We start from the raw sequence: 19,552 nt of genomic DNA, 5'->3' as shown, positions 1-19,552 counted from the left end.
GGGCTTGGTGTGTAGGGCTTCACGTCAGCCCTCGACCGTCTGCTACTCCGGGTGGCCGCTGCCGGGCGGCTGCTGGCGGCGGGCCTCAGCGGCGTCCACCTCCGCGTCCCATGCCGTCACCTGGCCCTCGCAGGTGACGAGCAGCTCGACGATCTTCTTCTGCTCTTCGTCGGTGATGTCCTTGGGACCCATGACGGTCTTGCCGAGCAGCCCCGACAGGTCCCGCAGCTGGTCCTCGGCCGACAAGGACGTGTCGAGACCGTCGAACAGCTGTGCGATGCGCCGTTCCGTGGCGGCGCGGCTGCGAGCGGCGTCGGCCTTGGCCTCACGCAGCGCGTCGATGGCGCGCGTGGCCTGGGCCGCGGTCAGCTGCTTGGTCGACGTGACCTGGATGTGCATCTCCTCGGCGAGCCACGCCAACCGGGCCTGCTCGTTCCGCGCGACGGATCCCCTGCCGGTGTGCACGGCGATCCCCGCCCTGGTGAAACGGGCGTTCAACTTGCGCAACTGCCTGCGGTCGGCCAACAACTCCTCTACGGCCGGTGGCTCGGGCTCGCCGGTGGCCGGTGGCTCCGGCTCCCCAGCGGTCGGCGGTTCGGCCTCCCCAGTGGGCGGTGGCTCGGCCTCGCCTGCGGTGGCTGGTTTGGCCTCGCCTGCGGCCGGTGGCTCCTCGGTCCCCGACCCCGGCTCCTCTACGGCCGGTGGCTCGGGCTCGCCGGTGGCCGGTGGCTCAGGCTCCCCAGCGGTCGGCGGTTCGGCCTCGCCAGTGGTCGGTGGCTCCTCGGCCCCCGACCGCGGCTCCTCTCCGGAAGCGGCCGCTCCGGCGGTCGGCGCAGGCGGGGGAACCGAGGGCGGCTCCTTGGCCTGCGCATCGGGAGCCGAAGGACTGACACCGATTTCCTCAAAGGTGACCGGCTTCTCTGCTGGTGGGAAAACCTTGTCCCGCGTGATCTCGCGGCGGCGCAGACTCCGGTACAGCACCTCCAACTGGGCGACGTCGAACAGGCTCCACTCGGCCACGGGCTTACCGAGCTTCTGCTCCAGCTGCTCCTGCGTGACACCGCCACCAGCGAAATCGTTGATCACGTCGGCCGCGCGCTGCTCGGGCGTGACGTCCGGCCGCCCGGCCGCGAGGGTCTGCTCGCACAGCTCCTTGGCCCGCTCGACGTACCACGGCGGGAGGACGGCAAAGATCGCCTGACGTACGCGGCGCGCGCCGTTGCCCGTGTTGTTCTCGTAGATGTCCCGCAGGTCGGTCAGGACCTTCGGTCCATCGATCCCGTCGATCTCGTCGCTCTTGTGCGGGACGATGAACGTGTGGGCGACCCGCAAGTTTTTTTCCACGTCCCACGCGAACGCCTGCATCTCGCTCAGATGGGCCTCGTCATCGCGGCGCAGCTCGTGCAGCCCGTGATGGACGTTGCCCCAGCAGCGGGCCAGCTCGCGAGCCAGATGAATCGACGGGCCGGTGACCGCCTCGCCACTACGCGAGTAGGAGTAGAAGGCGCGCTCCGCCAACCCCAGTTGCTTGCAGGAGTACTCCATCTCAGCGACGGCGCGGTCGATGTTGCGCGGGTTCTCGCGGGCCGCGACCATCGCCGTGTAGACCTCACCGACGGCCCGGGACTGCTCGACCACCGCAGCCTGACCCACACGGGACGGCACCGGCAGCGTGAACCCGCCGGCACGCTGCAGCTCGCTCATATGCCCACCTCGGAATCCCCGGCCGCCCACCGCGGCGTGCTGATCTGCGAAATCTGGTGGCCGTAGTCCGGCCATGAGTCGGCCTCGACGCATTCGCGGTAGAGGTTGATCGCTCGCCTGTTGCGCTCGCGTCCGATCCGGATGGCGTCGGCGTCGAGCTGCACGACGTTGATCAGGTACGGCGCGGTCTTCTCCTGGAAGACGAAGACCATCACCGGGCTCTCGGCCAGGCCGACCTCTTCGACTCCGTCGAGATACCAGGCCGCCTGGCAGTGGTAGCCGTAGTTGAACACGGCCTTCCGCACGGCCTCCGTCGCTGCCGAGGTGGTGGTCTTGTAGTCCGCGACCACCATGCGCCGCCACGGCACCGGGTACGGCAGGTGGTCGACGAGCGCCCGCCTCCACACGCCCGACGCCGCGTCCTGCCAGAGCAGTGTCTGCTCGGCTGCGCCACGCTCCGGCGAGAGCAGCGGACCAGCCCAGGGGTGCCGGCGGATCGCGGCCGCCATGCCGTGAACCTGCTCGTACTCGGACGGCTTGAGCGGCACCTTGCCCGCTGCGCGCACCGCCGCGACCTCGGCCTTGACGGCGTTGGACCGCCACTCCTCGGCGTCGATCCTGACCAGGTCGGGACCGACGCCGAGCACCAGCTTGTGAGCGGCCGTACCCACCTCGAAGACCTTCTTCGCGGGCGGCGGGTTGAGCTGCTCGTAGCGGAACAGAGCCGGGCACGACGGCGCCAGCAACTTCCGCGCGCCGGACGAGGACAAGGAACGGCCCGGCACGGGATCGGCGTGGTACACCTCGGCGGGGATGTCGTAGACCCCTGGCTGGATGACGGCGGGCGCCGCTTCTGCGACGGCGGTCACAGGGACTCGCTTCCGGGCTCGGCTGCGGGCAGGTTGCGGATGGCCGCGGTGCTGGTGATGAGAACGTCTCGCTGCACGTTGACGGTGAACTCGGTACGGTTGGTCATGCCTCTGCTCTCTGCTGTCTTCTCGGAGGGGTGAGCGGGGGATGCGGGTTCGGCCGGGGGCATCCGGTCGGCCCGCTCTTTTTGTGCGGGTCAGCGGCCGCGCTACTTGCGGGCCCTGTGCTTGGTGGTGTGGTCGGCCTTGGCCTGCCGGGCGCCGAGGGCCTCCAGCTTCTGGCCGTTCTCCTTGTGGAAGATGCGGCGGTACTGCCGCGGGGTCAGGCGGGAGCCGCCGCCGTTCTGCTGCAGGTAGATGTCGATCCGCTGGTCGGTGCTGAGCATGGAGACCTCGCGTTTCAGGGGGAGTTGGGCACGCCCGGACAGCCGTCACGGGCGGCGAAATGTGTCAGGGGAGGGTTCAGCGAGCCAGGGGCCTGGAAGTGCGCTTCTTGCGCGTCGCCCTTGGAGCGGCGTTTCCAGTGGTGCCGCCGTTCGGCTCAGTGCCCCTGTCCTCGGGGCTGAGGGTGGCGGCGTACTTCAAGACGGAGTCGTAGTAGACGACGCGTGAGCCTTTGAGCATCGTGGACTTCAGGTCGCCCGAGTAGCACAGGTTGTAGGCCTGGCGCTGGCTGATGGCCAGCAGCGTGGCCGCGCCGCCGACCTTCACGAAGATCGGGTCGACCTCTTTGACGACGACCTCGACGCCCTCTTCGACGGTTTCCTCAACGGTGGTACCCATGGCTGAAAACTTAGTAGAACGTGCAAGAAGGTGCAAGAAGTTCTAGGAAGTTGCCACACCTTTGATGAAGGTGCGGGAACTTCTGTAAAGGTGAGGCAGATCCCTCTGTAAGGTGTGCAAGCATGTGCTACCTTCGGCCAAAGTCCGCACGTCCATAGACCTTGCGAGGGAGGCTGAGGACGCGATGGAGACCAAGCTGGAGCGACCCCTCGAAGCCAAGCTGATCGAAGATCGCCGCCGTGAAGCCATCCCGCCGATGTCCCCCGAGGTGGCAGCCCGGGCCATCCCCATCAGCGGCAAACGCTGGAGGGAAATCGAAAAGGGGTTCGACGCGGCCGGGCGGCCCACGCGGGCCAGGCCCGCTCTCCTGGCGAAGATCGCAAAGCTGCTGAACATAACCCCGGAAGATCTCGACCGCGTCGATCGAGCTGACGCCGCCCGCATCCATCGGGCGACCCTGCAGCAAGAAGAGGCGGCTCTGCAACAAGAGCGAGAAGAGGAACGGGAGGCGGCCTCATCCGCCGGCGACGCGGATGCGACGCCGGCGGAGGTGCAGCAGGCGATCGAGCAGGCGCTCCAGGAGATCGACGAAAACCCCATCCTCACCGCCCGCGAGAAGGCGGAACTCCGTACGACGTTCCTCCAGACCATTCACAGCGACGTCGCCGTCCGGCGCCAGCAGTTCGCCCTGATCCTGCGCGCCACCATCAGGGAGGTTGGAACGGACCAAAATTAGGTCACATTTTAAAAACGGGCGTTGCAACTTGCGTGTCAAGGGTGCGTATTGTGACTTTTCTACAAAACGTTACGCACGAGACACGAGGGGCGACATGCGGGACACCCGCTTACCCACGGGGCGAACGGTCATCGCAGCCAACGGCGTACACGCGGTACTCACCATCACCGCGATCGGCGCCGACTGGATATTGGACGGCGAGCTCATCCTGGCGTACATCCTCATCGCCACGGTGGCTCTCAGCGCCGGCATCTGCGTCGCGCTCGCCGTCGGGGCGGACCGCCGAAGCGTATTGGCCGTGGCTGAGAGCTACGGACTCGGACTGCGTCAAAACGGACTTCTGGACCTCGGCATCCGCCGTGCCGACCTGCAGGCGACCCTGCGCAAGGCGAGACAGGCCCCGAAATTACCGAACCGATTAGGAGATAGCGGCACGGAGGTGCCACGTCATGGCGAAGACAAACCGGCGCCAGCACGGCGAGGGAAGCATTTACCAGCGCGCCGATGGCCGCTGGACCACTGAGATCCATCTCGGCTGGAGAAACGGCAAGCCGCTGCGCAAGTACCTGTACGGCAAGGATCCCGACGAGGTACTGGAGAAGCGGCAACAATTCGAGGCCGACCGGGCGGAGGGTTACATCCCCGAGCCGGGCCGCGCGCCCACCGTCGAGGCGTGGATAGATAAGTGGCTCAACGACATCGCCAAGGTCGAACCGAAGACGAAAGCCGGGTACAAGAGCAAGATCAAGAACCACATCAGGCCCGTTCTCGGGCACATTCGCCTTGACGAGCTCACAGAGGAGCCCATCGAGGCCATGTACGCAGATATGCGGCGCGGGGGCTACGCAGAATCGTCCATCCTCATGACGCACCGCATCCTGTCCCGCGCGCTGAAAATCGCCGTGCAGCGGCGTCACACGACGAAGCTCAAGCGCAATCCCTGCGACAACATCGAAATGCACCGGCCAACGCGCCCCGACATTCTTCCTCCTGAGGTACCCGAGGCAGCGCAGATCCTGACCGCGGCCCGCACACGGCGAAACCGTGCACGCTGGCCGGTTGCGCTTTCCCTCGGGCTGCGCCAGGGCGAGGGGCTCGGGATGCTGTGGCCGCTCATCAACGTCACCGACCTGGACCGGGCCTCGGTCAAGGTCGCGTGGGAAATCCAGCGTCACACCTGGGAGCACGGCTGCGCAGACCCGCACGCCTGCGGGGCACGGTTACATAGGTACCCGTGCCCCGCGGCCGGGTGCCCGAAAGCGGCCCGGCCGTCCGGCCGCCGGCACGTCTGCGTCCGGCGATGCCCGAAGAACTGCACCCAGCACGACGACGGCAAGTGCCCCACGTTCTGCGAGCCGCGGTGCACTCGGCACGCGGTCTCCTGCCCGCAGCGCCGCGGCGGCGGTCTGGTGCTCAAGCGACCGAAGACCGAGACCTCGCTGCGCGAGGTGCACATTCCCCGGCCGCTCGCCGAGATGCTGGTGGCGCACCGCAAGTGGCAGCTGGAGGAGCGGATGCGGCGCCGGGACACCTGGGCCGGGTGGGGCCACGACAAGGAGCAATGCACGCGCCGGCAGCGGCCGCGCGAGGTGGTGTGCCCGGACTGCAGGAAGCCGTTCGACCTGGGCGCCCTGGTCTTCGCTCAGCCGGACGGAATGCCCGTCGACCCGCGCCAGGACTGGCAGGAGTGGACGGACATGCTGGACGAGCTCGGGCTGCCGCACTACCGGCCGCACGACGCGCGCCACTTCGCGGCGACATTGCTCATGGCGCTCGGAGTGGACGTCAGGGTCGTGCAAGAGATCCTCGGGCACAGCAGCTCGAGCTTCACGCGGGACACCTATCAGCACGTGGCGAGCACGCTCCAGGTGGACGCCATGCAGAAGCTCGGTGAGGCGCTCTGGGGCGCGGGCTCGTGACAGGAATCGCTGACAGGGGAGACGGTGCAATCGGGTGCAACGCTATGCAAGATCAAATCGCATAACCGCAGGTCACAGGTAAGGTGTGCAAGCACATGCGAACCTCGAACAACGCATCCCGAAATCTCGTAATGCGTAGGTCAAGGGTTCGATTCCCTTAGGCGGCTCCAGCTCAGAGGCCCCTTGCGATGATCGCAAGGGGCTTTGCTAACTGCCTAAGCGGGAGGCGGCCAGCTTGGGCTCTGCAACTGCAGGGCTCTGAAAGTCTCGTCTACCCATGTGCGTTCCCAGCCATTGGCCGTGATCTTGGCGAGAGCCTCGAAGGAGGCTAGCGGCTTGGCCGCCGGAGCCAGGTCTTTCGATAGGAGATCAGCGACGTGCCCTGAGAGCGCCTTGAATGCGAGATAGGGCGGAGAATCCGAGCTATCCCACCAGATCTCGACCAACTGATGCGTCCTCGGATGACGGATGCGTGAGCGCAGGCGCCTCTCGGCTGTGATCGACCTACGCAGGGACTGGAATCCTTGCCGGAAGCATCCCAAGAGGGTGCAGTCGCGATCGGACAGAGTGCGTTCGGCGGTGATCCGCACGAGTAGCGACTCCAGTTCGCCCTCAACTCTCGCAGCCTGTTCGAGGACTTCCCGCCTAAAGTCTTCTCCGCTGGGCGGCTCAGACCGACCACCATCCCACAGCCTCCAGATAGCGGTGAACTTGCCGTAGGCGGCATAAAAAGCGCCGAGAGCTTGTAGATCCAGCTCTCGGCGCTTCTTACGTTCATCCCATTTGGCGGTCAGCCGGTTGCCTACGACCCAGCCGACAGCCAGAGTCAATAGGGCAACTACCAGGCTGGGAATCGCCTTGATGCTCTCCGCCCATAACTGCTGGCCCAACGCGTATCCCATCTCATCGCTATGCGGATCGCTGATGGCCAAACATCTATCATGATCCTTCGCCCTCGCCCAAGGCTTTCGTGAAGACGTCTGCCACAGCCGTTTCCGCCGAGCGGATCACGTGAGCGTAGACACGAAGCGTGATCGCCGGGTCCGCGTGGCCCAGTCTGGCCGCCACCACGTGGACGGAGACGCCGACCAAGAGCAGGGTGGTTGCGTGAATGCGCCGGAGGTCATGGAGGCGTGCGTACGGCAGCGGTTCTACCGCCGGATCACCGCCTCGCAAGAGCCGCGAACCAGGGCTCCATGATGCGTCCGGCTCGGGCTTGCAAGCCCGATGGCTAGCTTCTCGGCTCGTACCGCATCGCCACCGCCCCCGAGCCGAACTCCAGTCGGCTCACGAGCTTCAAGTCGACATGCTTCGATAGTCCGGCGAACAACGTTGGCCCGTGGCCCGCGATCGTTCAGCCATCACCAGGTGAGACCGGAGGCGCGACGAACTCCTGGGGGTGTGCATCGGCCGTGAGCAGGCCAAGACCTGCTTGCGTGTGTCGCAGCGAGCGGTGGAATACGTCCCGGGACAACTCATCCTCGCTGGTCACGAGCCATGTTTCATCCCAGTAGTCCAGAATCAGGCGTGAGGCGTTGCTGGGAGCCGACAAGCTTGCCAAGCTGGGCACCGCCGATCAGCGAGACCTGGGTCCGACATTTGCTCGTCGGCCATCGGAATGGTTATCGACCCCGCCTACGGCAGCACCACCCAAGGGGACTTCTTTCGGCACGGCCCACGTCGAGTTTTGTTCACACACGAACCGACGACAGAACACGACAGGAAATGGAGGGTACGAATGTCGATTACCCGACGGACCGCTGCGGTCATCGCCGCCGCGTCGCTCGCTCTTCCCGCGCTCGCTTTCACCGCGTCGCCCGCCGCGGCCGACACGAACTGCGGGAGCTGGCCCGGAAACGGAATTGCTGATCACGACATCGAGACGAGGACAGTCAGCGCGGGCGGCCGAACGGTGACGTTCGCGCTTGTCAATCAGCGGTTCAGCGACCACTCCTTCAGCGCCTTCCGGAGTGGTTACCAGTCTGGAGACCAGACGTGGGTCGACCGTTCATACGACGGCGGAACGACCTGGTCGCAGTGCGGTCCCTTCAATTCCAAGTTCTCAAACGATCTGAATAATTACCACAACTGGATGCGGGCATGCGTCCGCTTCAACGGGAGCAGCTTCTGCACGCCCTGGCACTACGACACCTGACAGAGATGATGTAGATGAGCACCTCCCGGCCGGTCTGCCCCAACCTCTGACTGACTTCGGGTCTTTGACGGGATCTGTCGGCCTTGTCGGGAGGTGCTCGTGTGCACTCACTGGAGCGGTGTGACCTTATAGGAGCCTGGCCAACGGCAGGCCCAGCAGGGCCGCGACCATGACGCAGACCGCGCTGGCACCGCCGTCCACCGAACTGCGGCCGGCGAGGACGAGATCCACCGGGCCGAGCGTCCTGATCGCGGCGGCCAGCGCCTTGACCGCTGCCCGGCCGGTGGGGGCCCAGCGCTGAATCTGGGGATCGATGTGGGCACCTGCACTTGCTTCCTCCTCCGCGAGAGGTTCCGCAGGCTTCGGTAGCGTCAGTCGTGCTGACATCGCAGCGCATGCCGGAATCCCCCACGCGTGTTCATGCGTCGCCAGGTCGCTCGGCTGCCCGCAGGGGGTGCCAGGATGGGGGCTGTGATCAACACGAACGCGACTGTTCTCGCGCGGGGGCCATGGGCTCCGCTCTCGCCGCAGGAGGCCGCCGAGCTGCTGGCCGGGGCGGACTTTCCTTGGTGGATCGCGGGCGGCTACGCGATCGAGCTGGCGGTTGGTGAGACGTACCGCGAGCACAGCGATCTCGACGTGCTGGTCCTTCGCCGCGACCAGGCCCGGATTCGCCGTCACTTCGACAGGTGGGATCTCTTCCTGGCCGATCCGCCCGGGGCCGGGACGCTGCGTGCCTGGCCGGAGGGCGAGGATCTTCCGGGCCAGGTGCACGACGTGTGGTGCTGCCGCGCACCGGACGAGCCGTGGTCGGTCCAGCTCATGCTGGACGAGGCCGACACTGACGAGTGGGTCTCGCGTCGGGACGCCCGTGTCCGGCGCCGCCTCGCACAGCTCGGCCGGGTGACCTCGACCGGCATTCCGTACCTGAGTCCCGAGGTGCAGCTCTTCTACAAGGCGGAGAACGTGCGTGCGAAGGACGAGATCGACTTCGAGCGGGTGGTTCCCCTCCTTGATGTCGGCCAGCGAGCTTGGCTCGCCAGTGCCCTGGGGCTGGTACTGCCCGGCCACGCCTGGTTGGACAGGCTCAAGGCGTAGGACCGAAAGTAAGGAGCGGCACGTCGTATAGCTGGGGGTCGCGCGGCCTGGTCATGGCGGGCTCGGTGACCTCCACGATCAGGAGTTCACTGAGGAACTGCACGCGGGCGCTGAGCAGGTGGCTTGTGCCGTCGGAGTTGTCGCCCTTGAGGCTGGCGGCGAGATGGATGTGCGGGAGGACCAGGCCGGTGGCCGGGTCGCGGGCGAGGGTGCCTCCGCCGAGGGCCTCGACGAACTCAACGCGGGTGCGGTCCCAGAGTGGTTGTTCGGGGTGGGTCAGGCCGTCGCAGGTGCCGACGATCTCGGCTTCGGAGATCGCGCCGATGAACATGGGGATGTAGCCCTGCCGGACGTCGTTGTCCTTGCAGAACTCGGCGAGGGAATCGAAGAAGTCCTCGCCGAGCTCGAAGGTGACGCCGAACGCCCCGGCCGGGGATCAGTTCACTGGCGCGGAAGGCCCGCAGCGAGGTCGGCGCGGGTGAAGGCGTAAACCACCGGGCACCTGATCGTCGCCGCGGCGACCGCCATCGAGGAAATGGCCGCACGGTGTGGCTGGGTGGAGGGCGGCGTTTACGTGGTGAGGCCGCGAGGGTAGGCCAGTCATCGGCCGTCAGGGCGCGCCCATGACCGATGCAACGTAGCTGCTCAGCGGGGTTGGGTTCCGTCAGCGCGGCGCAGCGCTGCCTGTTTCGGCGACGTCGGCGGTCTTCGGAGGCGTACTCATCGCCGTAAGGAGTGGTGCCCTCCGGCGGTGCGCCGTACGACAAAGAAGGAAATCCGCATGCTCGATCCAGATTCGTCATTCCACCGGGTCCGCCGGCGGGAGGGCTACCTGCCGCTGGAGGATCTCGGCCTCATCGGGGACGGCACGACAGCGGCACTGGTCGCCCTGGACGGCTCGATCCCGTGGCTGTGCTTGCCCCGCTTCGACAGCGAACCATTGCTGTGCGGCCTGCTGGATCACGCACGAGGCGGGCACTTCACGCTGACGGTGGAGGATCTGCAGGAGGCCCGGCAGCGCTACGAGCCCGACACCGCGGTGCTGGTAACCGAGTTGCGCAGCCCGACAGGCCTGGTCAGGATCACCGATGCGCTGGCCGTGCGCGCCGGCGCGGATCTCAGCGATGACGCGGGCGCGAGCCGGGCCGAGCTCGTCCGTTCCGCCCAGGTCCTGGACGGGAGCGTCCGCATGCGGGCGGAGCTGCGACCCCGCGGTGGCGGACAAACCCGGCTCCTGGGCAGCGGCCTGGAGGTGCAGGCGTCCCGGCGGCCGGACCTGCGCCTGCATCTACGCTCCAACCGACCCTTGACCGGCCTGCACACCATCCACGACCTGGAACAGGGCGATCGCCTCGATCTCGTGCTGTCCTGGGGCCGTATTCACCGCCACCACCGGTTCGACCCTGAGGCCATGCTGCGCGAGACCGTCGAAGCGTGGCGCCGCTGGATGAGGAGCTGCCGCTACAGCGGCCCCGAAGAACCGCTGGTCCGCCGCGCCGCGATCACGCTGAAGCTGTGCGACGACTGGGTCAACGGCTCGCTGGTCGCCGCCCCCACGTCCTCATTGCCCGCGCCGATCGGCGGCGTACGCAACTGGGACTACCGCTACACCTGGATCCGGGATGCCGCCTTCGCCGTGTTCGCATTGCGCCGCATCGGATTCGACGGCGAGGCTGACGCCTTCCTCGGCTGGGTCCTCGACTCCTTCGAACAGAGCGGCCGGCCGCGGATCATGTACAGCCTCCGCGGCGACCCCGTACCTGAGGAGATCCATGACGCCGACCTGGAAGGCTACCGGCGTTCCGCTCCGGTGCGATGGGGTAACGGCGCGGCCGACCAGCGTCAGCACGACGTTTACGGTGAGGTGCTGGACTGCGCCGACCAGTGGCTACGCTCCGGGGGTGAGATCCAGCCCGCGCTGTGGTCCGGCCTGGCGAAGCTGGCCGATGCCGCCGCGAGCGCGTGGCGGCAGCCGGACCAGGGCATCTGGGAGGTACGCAGCACGGGCCGCGTCTTCACCTACTCGGCCGGAATGTGCCAGGTGGCCCTGGACCGGGCCGCGGCGATCGGCGAGCGGCTCGGCCTGCCCGGACAGGTCACGACGTGGCGCGCCACTGCCGACAAGCTGCGTCAGCTCATCGTGGACCAGTCCTGGAACGAGGACGCGCAGTCCCTGAGCGAACACCTCGACGGCAGCGGCGGGCTCGACGCGAGCCTGCTCGCGCTCCCGCTGCGTAACGTCATCCCGGCCGACCACCCGCGGATGGCGGCCACCACCGCGGCCATCGCCGAACGCCTGTCCGCCGGCGACGGACTGCTCTACCGCTACCTGCACGATCACTCACCCGACGGCCTGCCCGGCGACGAGGGCGCCTTTATGTTGTGCAGCTTCTGGCTGGTCGAGAACCTTGCCCTGCAAGGCCGCATCGAACAGGCCGAGGAACTGTACGCCTCACTGTGCGCCCGGGCCAGCCCGCTCGGGCTGCTGCCGGAGCAGATCGACCCGTCGACGGGCACGTTCATGGGCAACTTTCCCCAGGCCTTCAGCCACATCGGAATCATCGCCGCCGGCGTCAGTCTCGCACGAGCGAAAGCAGGCGTGACAGCATGATCAACCGGCTCGTCATCTTCGGCGCCACCGGCGACCTCAACGCGCGCTACCTGCTGCCGGCACTGGCCGCGCTGTGGACGGCCGGACATCTCGACAACCGCTTCCAGCTGACCTGCGTCGACCGGGCAGACTGGACCGACGAGGGGTTCCGTCGCTGGGCGGCCGAGCAGCTCGACCGGCATTGCCCCTCCTCGCCCGCCGACGTCAGGAAGGCGATCGCCGACTCCGCACGTTACAGGCAGGCGAACGCCACCGACGCCACCGACGTCGCGCCGGCCATCACCGGCGACGGTCCCGTCGCCGTCTACCTCGCCCTCCCTCCAGCGATCTTCCCCGCCACGGTGGCCGCCCTCCGCGGTGCAGGCCTGGTACCGGGCAGCCGGATCGTGCTGGAAAAGCCGTTCGGTGAAGATCTGGACAGCGCTGTGGCGCTGAATCGGCTGCTGTCGGAGGTCGTGCCGGAGCAGGCGGTGTTCCGTGTCGACCACTTTCTGGCCATGACGACCGTCCAGAACGTGCTCGGCAGCCGCCTGGCCAACCGCGTGCTGGAGTCCATCTGGAACAGCGCGCACATCGCCGAGGTGGAGATCGTCTGGGACGAGTCCCTCGCGCTGGAAGGCAGGGCGGGCTACTACGACGGCGCCGGGGCGCTCAAGGACATGGTGCAGAACCATCTGCTCCAGGTGCTGTGCCTGGTGGCCATGGAACCACCGCTCAGCCTCGGCGAGCGTGACCTGCGCGATCGGAAGATCGACGTGCTGCGCTCGGTACGCCGTCTGACGGACGACGATGTCGTACGCCGCACCCGCCGTGCCCGATATCTGGCCGGTCGAATCGGAGATCGCGACGTTCCCGCCTACGCCGAGGAGGAGGGCGTGGACCCGCGGCGCCGTACCGAGACCTTCGCCGAGGTAGAGCTGAAACTCGAAAGCTGGCGCTGGTCCGGCACGACCTTCCGGCTCCGTACCGGCAAGGCGCTCGGCCATGACCGCAAAGAAGTCGCAGTACGCTTCCGGCCCGTACCGCACCTGCCCCTCGGCCTCAACGAGGAAGCCGCGCCCAACGTGCTGCGCTTCGGGCTGGAGCCGGAGAGCATGGCCCTGGCGCTGACCGGCATCGGCACCGGCGCCCACGCCCTCGCCCCGCTCACCCTCACCGCGCACATGGCGCCCCCCGACCTGCCTGCCTACGGCCGGCTGCTGCTGGACGTGCTGCACGGGAACGCGGCCCTGTCCATCCGCGGCGACGAGGCCGAAGAGGCCTGGCGGGTCCTCGCACCGGTCATGTCGGCCTGGTCCAGGGACCTGGTGCCGCTTGTTGAATACCCGGCCGGATCGGACGGGCCTGCTGCAGTGAGGGGCAGCTGATGCCGTCGACGGAGCACGCCACAGGCGGCCTGCGCAGCCAGGCCTGGTGGGACAACGCGGGCAACCCGGAGATGACGGCTCTGTATCTCGAACGCTTTCTCAACTTCGGGCTGACCCCGGCCGAACTCCAGTCCGGCCGGCCGATCATCGGCATCGCCCAGACGGGTAGCGACCTCGTTCCCTGCAACCGCCACCACCTCGCCCTCGCCGACCGGATCAAGGACGGGGTCCGCGACAGCGGTGGCATCCCGCTCGAGTTCCCCGTCCATCCGCTGCAGGAGACCGGTAAACGCCCGACTGCCGCGCTGGATCGCAACCTCGCCTACCTCGGGCTGGTCGAGGTGCTGTACGGATATCCGCTCGACGGAGTCGTTCTGACGACAGGCTGTGACAAGACCACGCCCGCGTGCCTGGCTGCGGCGGCGACGGTGAACATCCCGGCCATCGTCCTGTCCGGAGGGCCGATGCTCAACGGCTATCACCAGGGCGAGCGGATGGCCTCATCGGGCTCAGGGCTGGTGATCTGGCAGTCGAAGCGGTTGCTGGCCACCGGGCAGATCGACTACGACGAATTCATGGCGCGCGTGGCCGCTTCCGCGCCCAGCATCGGTCACTGCAACACGATGGGCACCGCGCTGTCGATGAACAGTCTGGCCGAGGCCCTGGGGATGTCCCTACCAGGCTGCGCGGCGATCCCGGCCCCCTATCGCCGGCGAGCGCAGATGGCCTACGACACAGGCCGCCGAGCGGTGGACCTCGTGCGCGAGGACCTCACCCCGCGCAAGATCATGACCTGGCAGGCCTTCGAGAACGCGATCGTGGTCGCCTCGGCCATCGCCGCCTCCACCAACGTGCCCATCCACATCAACGCCATCGCGCGACACGTCGGGGTGCCGCTGTCGATCCAGGACTGGCAACGAGTCGGCGCCGACATCCCGGTGCTGGCGAACGTCGCCCCCGCCGGTGAGTTCCTCGGCGAGGATTTCTACCGCGCCGGCGGTGTCCCCGCCATCATGCGGTCGTTGCTGACGGCAGGGCGCCTGCACGGCGACGCCGTGACCGTCTCCGGCCGTACCGTGGCCGAGAACCTGGCCGATACCCCGCCCGCCGACCCGACGGTCATCCGTCCCTTCGACGAGCCTCTCGCCACGCGCGGCGGACTTCTCATCATGACGGGCAACTTGTTCGACTCCGCGGTCATGAAGACCTCGGTCCTCACCGACGACCTCCGCGCGGTGTCCGACTATCGCGCCATCGTCTTCGACGGGCCCGAGGACTACCACGCCCGCATCGAAGATCCCGAACTGGGCCTGGACGAGGACTGCATCCTCGTCATCCGCTACACCGGGCCGATCGGCTATCCGGGATCGGCCGAGGTCGTGAACATGGAGGTCCCCGCCGCGCTGCTCCGGCGGGGCGTCACCACGTTGCCCACGCTCGGTGACGGCCGCCAGAGCGGCACCTCGGATGCGCCGTCCATCCTCAACGCCAGCCCCGAGGCCGCGGCCGGCGGCAATCTCGCCATCCTGCGCACCGGCGACCGCATCCGTATCGACATGGACAACGGGCGCGTCGACGTCCTGCTGCCAGATGAGGAGATCGCCGCGCGGTGGGCTCACTACACACCGCCGGTATTCGAAAACCAGACACCGTGGCAGGAGATCTACCGCTCCACGGTCGGGCAGCTGGACAGCGGAGGCTGCTTGGAGCTCGCCCTGTCCTACCAGGATCTCGTACACACCAAGGGGATTCCCCGTGACTCGCACTGACGCCAGAGGCACCATCATGATCGCCGACTCCGACTTCGGCGATGTGGACATCGAACGTGCGATCGTCGAGGGCGCCGGATTCGAGCTGCTCGCCGCACAGTGCAAGAGCGAGGATGAGGTGATCGAAAAGGGCCGGGACGTCGATGGCGTGCTGACCCAGTACGCGCGGGTCGGTTCCCGCGCCATCGACGCGTTCACCCGGTGCCGGGTGATCGCCCGCTACGGCACGGGCGTGGACATCGTCGACGTCGACGCCGCGACCCGGCGGGGCATCCAGGTCACGAACGCGCCGAACGAGTGGTGCGCCGAGGAGGTCGCCGATCACGCCGTCGCGCTCTGGCTGGCCGCCGCCCGCAAGATCTGCGCATACGACCGGGCGACCCGGCAGGGCGTATGGCAGTGGCAAAGCGGGGAGCCGATCTGGCGGCTGCGGGGACGGGTGTTCGGGCTGCTGTCCTTCGGCTCCATCGCACAACTCATCGCTGAACGCGCCAGAGCGTTCGGCGTCGAGGTCTGGGCGCACGACCCGTTCCTCGACGAGTCCGAGATCCGATCGCGCCAGGTGCGGCCGGTGTCCTTCGACCAGCTCGTGGAAGGCGCCGACTACCTCGTGATCCAGGCGCCGCTCACCCCCGAGACACACCACACCTTCGACCGTACGACGCTCCGCAGGATGAAGCCGACCGCCATCCTCATCAACACCGCTCGTGGCCCGATTGTGGAGGATACGGCGCTCTGCCAGGCACTGACCGAGGGATGGATCGCCGGCGCAGCACTGGACGACCTCGAGGAGGAGCCCGCGAAACAGCGCGACTGGCGTCCGCGCAACCCCCTGTTCACGCTGCCCAACGTGATCGTCACCCCCCACGCCGCCTACTACTCCGAGCAGGCCATCACCACAGTGCGGCGCATCGCCGCAGAAGAGGCCGTACGGGTCCTGACCGGGCAAGGCGCCCGTACCCCGGTCAACGACGTGACGGCCGGCTCTCCCTGAAGAACCCCGGTAGGAGATCGCGCCGCCCGGCGCCCTCTGCATGAGCGCGCACAGCACGAACGCGGCCTTGTCGATCTGCCCTCGGGCAGGTCCGGGTTGCGGTAGACCAGGCCTGGCTTTTGGGGATACGGTCAGTGGCATGAAGTCGGTGCTCTCGGCGTCGTGGTGCCATCGAGCCGCCGATTTCCGCCGGGCAATGGATGAGGGCGAGCTGGCGGCGACGGCCATTCTCGATTGGAAGCATCCACGGGTACTGGGGTTGGTGGCCGAAGTCCGCGGGAGCGCCGAGACGGACAGGGATCTTCTGATCACGGCCCATCGGCTCATCACCACACGGGTGCGGCCTGTGTACGCCATGAACGACGAGCAGCCTGTCTCCAGGACGCTCCTCCTGGAGCGCGGCTCGTGCAGCCAGCGGCTCGCGCTCTTGGAAGCCGTGGCGCGGGCCTGTGGGATCGCCAGCCAGGTCAGGGGATTGCTGGTAGACGGACGTTTCTGGTACACGCGATTTCCTCGGCTCCGAGCGTTGATCCCTCACCAGGTGATGCTCGCCTGGCCCGAGTTCCAACTCGACGGCCGGTGGGTAAGCGTCTCAGAGTTGTACGGTGACCTGGACACGTTGCAGCAGGGCGGCGGGTTCGTCAACGCCGGCGGTGAGACGCTCTTCGACGCGGTTGCCCGCACCGCCGTGGACTGGGACGGGCTCACCTGCTCATCGTGCGATCTGTCCGGCTATGTGCTGGCCGATTTGGGTTATTTCAGTTCCCGCGATCTCCTGTTCAGGACGCATGGCCAAACGCTGTGCCTGCCGGTTCGCATCACCGCGGACATCATCATGAGTCGCCGGGCGGCTTGAGGTTTTACCCGCGCCTGGGATTATCACGAGAGCTCACGGCCTCGAACACGCTGATGCGGCCGGGCACGGTGCTGCGGGCATTCCGGCTCCGTCTGCTGCGCGCTCTCGCCCGGTCGTCCCGCCGCTCCGAGGTGTCGCCCACAGCCGGTTGACCTGCTATGTGACGCAGTTCACAAGCAAGTGGGGAAATATCCGGGGATGCCGTCCCCGTTTGCACGTACGCACCGATCCGGGGAGTTCGTCCCTGGATCGCGTACAGGGGACACAGGGGGACGTCGCCATGGGGACCGTCAGCACGACCGCCGAACGCGGGCACGCCACTCGGATGCGAGCGGACGCGTCGCGCAACCGCGAACGCATCGTGGCCGCCGCGCGCGAGGCGCTCGTCGAGTACGGCGCCGAGGTGACGCTCGACCAGATCGCACGGCGGGCCGGGGTGGGGAACGCCACCATCTACCGGCACTTCGCCGACCGTCCGGAGCTGTTCCGCCAGGTCACGCTGGCGGTCATGGACCGGATCATCGAGCTGGCCGAATCGGCGCTCGCGGACGAGCCGGACGCGTTCGAGGCGCTGCGGCGCTTCGTGCACGGCGCGTCGGACGAGCGGATCGGAGCCCTCTGCCTGATCGTGTCCGAAGGCTGCGAAAGGGCCGCCGCCGAGTCCACCGAGAAACGCGTTCGCCTCGAGCGGGCCGTTCAGGCCATAGTGGACCGGGCGCGCGACGCCGGCCTGCTGCGGCCGGACGTGACCCCCGGCGACATCCTGATCACACTGCCCAAGCTCGCCCGACCGCTGCCGAACGCCGGGTGCCTGAATCTCGACAGGTTCATCGATCGCCATCTGGAGCTGTTCCTCGACGGCCTCCGCGCCCCGGCGCGGTCCATCCTGCCCGGTGTTGGGGCGACCTTCGAGGACCTCCAGCGGCGCCGCACGACCACGACCACCCCCGTCTCCTGAGGTCCCTGGCCGGCCTCGACCACCACACCTTCGACACATCTCAGCCGGTGAGCTCCTGCCGACCACCTGCTGATCCACATCCTCCGCACCGTGAGTGAGTTGACGCATGCCTGAAACAGCCCAGGTCCTCCCGGACCCCCGGCGCTGGAAAGCCCTCGCATTCATCGCCATAGCCCAACTGATGGTCGTGCTCGACGCGACGATCGTGAACATCGCCCTGCCGTCCGCCCAGGTGGACCTCGGCATCTCCGACGGCAACCGCCAGTGGGTGATCACGGTGTACGCCCTCGCCTTCGGCGGGCTCCTCCTGTTCGGCGGCCGTATCTCGGACCTGTGGGGCCGCAAACGCGCCTTCACGGCCGGCCTGATCGGCTTCGCCGCCGCCTCCGCGATCGGCGGGGCCTCGGCCAACGAGGCCATGCTCCTCGGCGCCCGCGCGCTTCAGGGCGCGTTCGGCGCGCTGCTCGCGCCCGCCGCGTTGTCGCTGCTCGCGGTGATGTTCACCGACGCCAAGGAGCGCGCCAGGGCGTTCGGCATCTACGGCGCCATCGCGGGCGGCGGCAGCGCCGTCGGCCTGATCCTCGGCGGCTTCCTCACCGAGTACCTCGATTGGCGCTGGACGTTCTACGTCAACATCCCCTTCGCCGCCATCGCCGTCGCGGGAGCCTTCCTCGTCATCCGCGAGCCCGCAGTCGGTCACAACACCCGCGGTCTGGACATCCCGGGCGTCATCCTGGCCACCCTTGGCCTGGTGTCCCTGGTCTACGGCTTCACCCGCGCCGAATCGGACGGATGGGGCGCGGGCGCGACCATCGGCCTGTTCGTCGCGGCAGTCGTGTTCCTCGCCGCGTTCGTCGTGGTCGAGAGCAGGGTTCGGGCGCCCCTGCTCCCGCTGCGCGTGCTGACCGACCGCAACCGCGCAGGGGTGTACCTGTCGCTGGGGCTGGCCGTCATCGGGATGTTCGGCCTGTTCCTGTTCCTGACCTACTATCTGCAGATCGTCAAGGGGTACACGCCGGTCGTGGCGGGCTTCGCCTTCATGCCGATGGTCGCGGGCATGATCACCGGCTCGACGCAGATCGGCGCCCGCCTGATGAACCGCGTCCCGCCACGCCTGCTGATGGCGCCGGGCTTCCTGGTAGCCGCGATCGGCATGCTCATCCTCACCCGGATGCAGCCTGACAGCTCGTACGCCGGGGTGGTGCTGCCCGCGCAGGTCCTGCTCGGCCTCGGCATGGGCACCGCGTTCATGCCGGCGATGAGCCTGGCGACGTTCGGCGTCCAGCCGCGCGACGCCGGGGTGGCCTCCGCGATGGTCAACACCTCGCAGCAGGTCGGCGGCGCCATCGGCACCGCTCTGCTCAACACCATCGCCGCCAGCGCGGCCACCACGTGGGCCACCTCGCACGCCGCCCAGGCGGGCACGCTCGGCAAGGTCGCCTTCGCCAACCAGGTGGCGGTGCACGGCTACACGGCCGCGATCTGGTGGGCGGTCGGCATCCTGGTGGTGTCCGCGGCCATCGTGCTCACCCTCGTCACCACCCGCGGCCCGGGATCCGCCCAGGCCGCCGCGTCCGACGAGGACGGGGAGGACGGGGAGACGGACGCGCCGGCGATCCCGGTGCTCGCCCACTGACCCGCTTCCTGTGAAGAAGGCCACTCCCGATCACGGGAGTGGCCTTCTGTGTGCGTACCCCCTTCGGCCTACGCCGGTTCGATGCTGTTCATCAGGT

At 67.8% G+C, this 19,552-nt stretch carries 19 protein-coding genes and 1 pseudogene; 12 read left to right on the top strand and 8 right to left on the bottom strand.

All coding sequences use genetic code 11. The annotated features are described in order from the left end of the window. Positions 1–42: 42 nt before the first annotated feature. The 4 genes from AB0H21_RS20535 to AB0H21_RS20520 all read right to left on the bottom strand — a co-directional run bounded on the left by AB0H21_RS20535 (position 43) and on the right by AB0H21_RS20520 (position 3,356). The gene (locus tag AB0H21_RS20535) at positions 43–1,704 is read right to left on the bottom strand and encodes a hypothetical protein (RefSeq protein ID WP_358518630.1); all 1,662 of its coding nucleotides are present in this window, start codon (positions 1,702–1,704) and stop codon (positions 43–45) included. Continuing rightward, a complete protein-coding gene (locus AB0H21_RS20530; RefSeq protein WP_358518628.1) occupies positions 1,701–2,573 on the bottom strand; it encodes a PD-(D/E)XK nuclease-like domain-containing protein in 873 nt (290 codons plus the stop codon). The genes AB0H21_RS20535 and AB0H21_RS20530 overlap by 4 nt, the downstream gene beginning before the upstream one ends. A gap of 209 nt (positions 2,574–2,782) precedes the next feature. After that, on the bottom strand, positions 2,783–2,959 hold the full coding sequence (locus tag AB0H21_RS20525; protein ID WP_358518625.1) for a hypothetical protein: 177 nt from the start codon (positions 2,957–2,959) through the stop codon (positions 2,783–2,785). Positions 2,960–3,035: 76 nt separating this feature from the next. After that, a complete protein-coding gene (locus AB0H21_RS20520) occupies positions 3,036–3,356 on the bottom strand; it encodes a hypothetical protein (protein WP_358518622.1) in 321 nt (106 codons plus the stop codon). 184 nt (positions 3,357–3,540) lie between these two features. Between AB0H21_RS20520 and AB0H21_RS20515 the strand changes: the two genes are divergently transcribed. The 3 genes from AB0H21_RS20515 to AB0H21_RS20505 all read left to right on the top strand — a co-directional run bounded on the left by AB0H21_RS20515 (position 3,541) and on the right by AB0H21_RS20505 (position 6,011). Beyond that, on the top strand, positions 3,541–4,092 hold the full coding sequence (locus AB0H21_RS20515; RefSeq protein WP_358518619.1) for a hypothetical protein: 552 nt from the start codon (positions 3,541–3,543) through the stop codon (positions 4,090–4,092). A 94-nt stretch (positions 4,093–4,186) separates the two neighbouring features. Beyond that, positions 4,187–4,615 (top strand): hypothetical protein, encoded by a 429-nt coding sequence (locus AB0H21_RS20510; protein WP_358518617.1) that lies wholly within the window; start codon positions 4,187–4,189, stop codon positions 4,613–4,615. Beyond that, the gene (locus AB0H21_RS20505; protein WP_358518615.1) at positions 4,542–6,011 is read left to right on the top strand and encodes a site-specific integrase; all 1,470 of its coding nucleotides are present in this window, start codon (positions 4,542–4,544) and stop codon (positions 6,009–6,011) included. Before AB0H21_RS20510 ends, AB0H21_RS20505 begins: the two co-directional genes overlap by 74 nt. A gap of 215 nt (positions 6,012–6,226) precedes the next feature. Here AB0H21_RS20505 and AB0H21_RS20500 read toward each other — a convergent pair whose 3' ends face one another. Both AB0H21_RS20500 and AB0H21_RS20495 read right to left on the bottom strand, forming a co-directional pair. Continuing rightward, positions 6,227–6,943 (bottom strand): hypothetical protein, encoded by a 717-nt coding sequence (locus AB0H21_RS20500; RefSeq protein ID WP_358518612.1) that lies wholly within the window; start codon positions 6,941–6,943, stop codon positions 6,227–6,229. A gap of 7 nt (positions 6,944–6,950) precedes the next feature. Then, a complete protein-coding gene (locus tag AB0H21_RS20495; RefSeq protein WP_358518609.1) occupies positions 6,951–7,187 on the bottom strand; it encodes a tyrosine-type recombinase/integrase in 237 nt (78 codons plus the stop codon). A 562-nt stretch (positions 7,188–7,749) separates the two neighbouring features. Between AB0H21_RS20495 and AB0H21_RS20490 the strand changes: the two genes are divergently transcribed. Beyond that, complete coding sequence (locus AB0H21_RS20490) at positions 7,750–8,166, top strand: hypothetical protein (RefSeq protein WP_358518606.1); 417 nt, start codon at positions 7,750–7,752, stop codon at positions 8,164–8,166. 126 nt (positions 8,167–8,292) lie between these two features. On the opposite strand, the gene AB0H21_RS20485 is transcribed toward AB0H21_RS20490, so the two are convergent. Beyond that, complete coding sequence (locus tag AB0H21_RS20485) at positions 8,293–8,553, bottom strand: hypothetical protein (RefSeq protein ID WP_358518603.1); 261 nt, start codon at positions 8,551–8,553, stop codon at positions 8,293–8,295. An 84-nt stretch (positions 8,554–8,637) separates the two neighbouring features. On the opposite strand from AB0H21_RS20485, the gene AB0H21_RS20480 reads away from it, so the two are divergent. After that, entirely contained in the window at positions 8,638–9,264 is a 627-nt protein-coding gene (locus AB0H21_RS20480) for an amino acid transporter (RefSeq protein WP_358518600.1), read from the top strand. Here AB0H21_RS20480 and AB0H21_RS20475 read toward each other — a convergent pair. Beyond that, positions 9,254–9,619: pseudogene (locus tag AB0H21_RS20475) on the bottom strand (DUF296 domain-containing protein); the annotation flags it as partial. The gene AB0H21_RS20480 and the pseudogene AB0H21_RS20475 sit on opposite strands and share 11 nt — an antisense overlap. Positions 9,620–10,045: 426 nt before the next feature. Between AB0H21_RS20475 and AB0H21_RS20470 the strand changes: the two are divergent. The 7 genes from AB0H21_RS20470 to AB0H21_RS20440 all read left to right on the top strand — a co-directional run bounded on the left by AB0H21_RS20470 (position 10,046) and on the right by AB0H21_RS20440 (position 19,455). Then, complete coding sequence (locus tag AB0H21_RS20470) at positions 10,046–11,875, top strand: glycoside hydrolase family 15 protein (RefSeq protein ID WP_358518597.1); 1,830 nt, start codon at positions 10,046–10,048, stop codon at positions 11,873–11,875. After that, entirely contained in the window at positions 11,872–13,242 is a 1,371-nt protein-coding gene (locus AB0H21_RS20465) for a glucose-6-phosphate dehydrogenase (protein ID WP_358518594.1), read from the top strand. The genes AB0H21_RS20470 and AB0H21_RS20465 overlap by 4 nt, the downstream gene beginning before the upstream one ends. After that, the gene (locus AB0H21_RS20460) at positions 13,242–15,011 is read left to right on the top strand and encodes an IlvD/Edd family dehydratase (RefSeq protein ID WP_358518592.1); all 1,770 of its coding nucleotides are present in this window, start codon (positions 13,242–13,244) and stop codon (positions 15,009–15,011) included. The genes AB0H21_RS20465 and AB0H21_RS20460 overlap by 1 nt, the downstream gene beginning before the upstream one ends. Then, positions 14,998–16,005: a C-terminal binding protein gene (locus AB0H21_RS20455; RefSeq protein ID WP_358518591.1), complete on the top strand. Its 1,008-nt coding sequence runs from the start codon at positions 14,998–15,000 to the stop codon at positions 16,003–16,005. Before AB0H21_RS20460 ends, AB0H21_RS20455 begins: the two co-directional genes overlap by 14 nt. Before the next feature lie 139 nt (positions 16,006–16,144). Continuing rightward, positions 16,145–16,861, top strand: a complete 717-nt coding sequence (locus tag AB0H21_RS20450; RefSeq protein WP_358518589.1) for a transglutaminase domain-containing protein — start codon at positions 16,145–16,147, stop codon at positions 16,859–16,861. Between the two features lie 280 nt (positions 16,862–17,141). Then, positions 17,142–17,819 carry a TetR/AcrR family transcriptional regulator gene (locus AB0H21_RS20445; protein WP_358518586.1) on the top strand — a complete coding sequence of 226 codons (678 nt, stop codon included), beginning with the start codon at positions 17,142–17,144 and terminating at the stop codon, positions 17,817–17,819. A 106-nt stretch (positions 17,820–17,925) separates the two neighbouring features. Next, on the top strand, positions 17,926–19,455 hold the full coding sequence (locus AB0H21_RS20440) for an MFS transporter (protein WP_358518583.1): 1,530 nt from the start codon (positions 17,926–17,928) through the stop codon (positions 19,453–19,455). Positions 19,456–19,552 lie beyond the last annotated feature (97 nt).

The organism is Sphaerisporangium sp. NPDC051011, from assembly GCF_040653595.1.
Classification (GTDB): domain Bacteria; phylum Actinomycetota; class Actinomycetes; order Streptosporangiales; family Streptosporangiaceae; genus Sphaerisporangium.
Note: the sequence above shows the minus strand (reverse complement) of the source record. Positions and strands in the feature narration are given on the sequence as shown.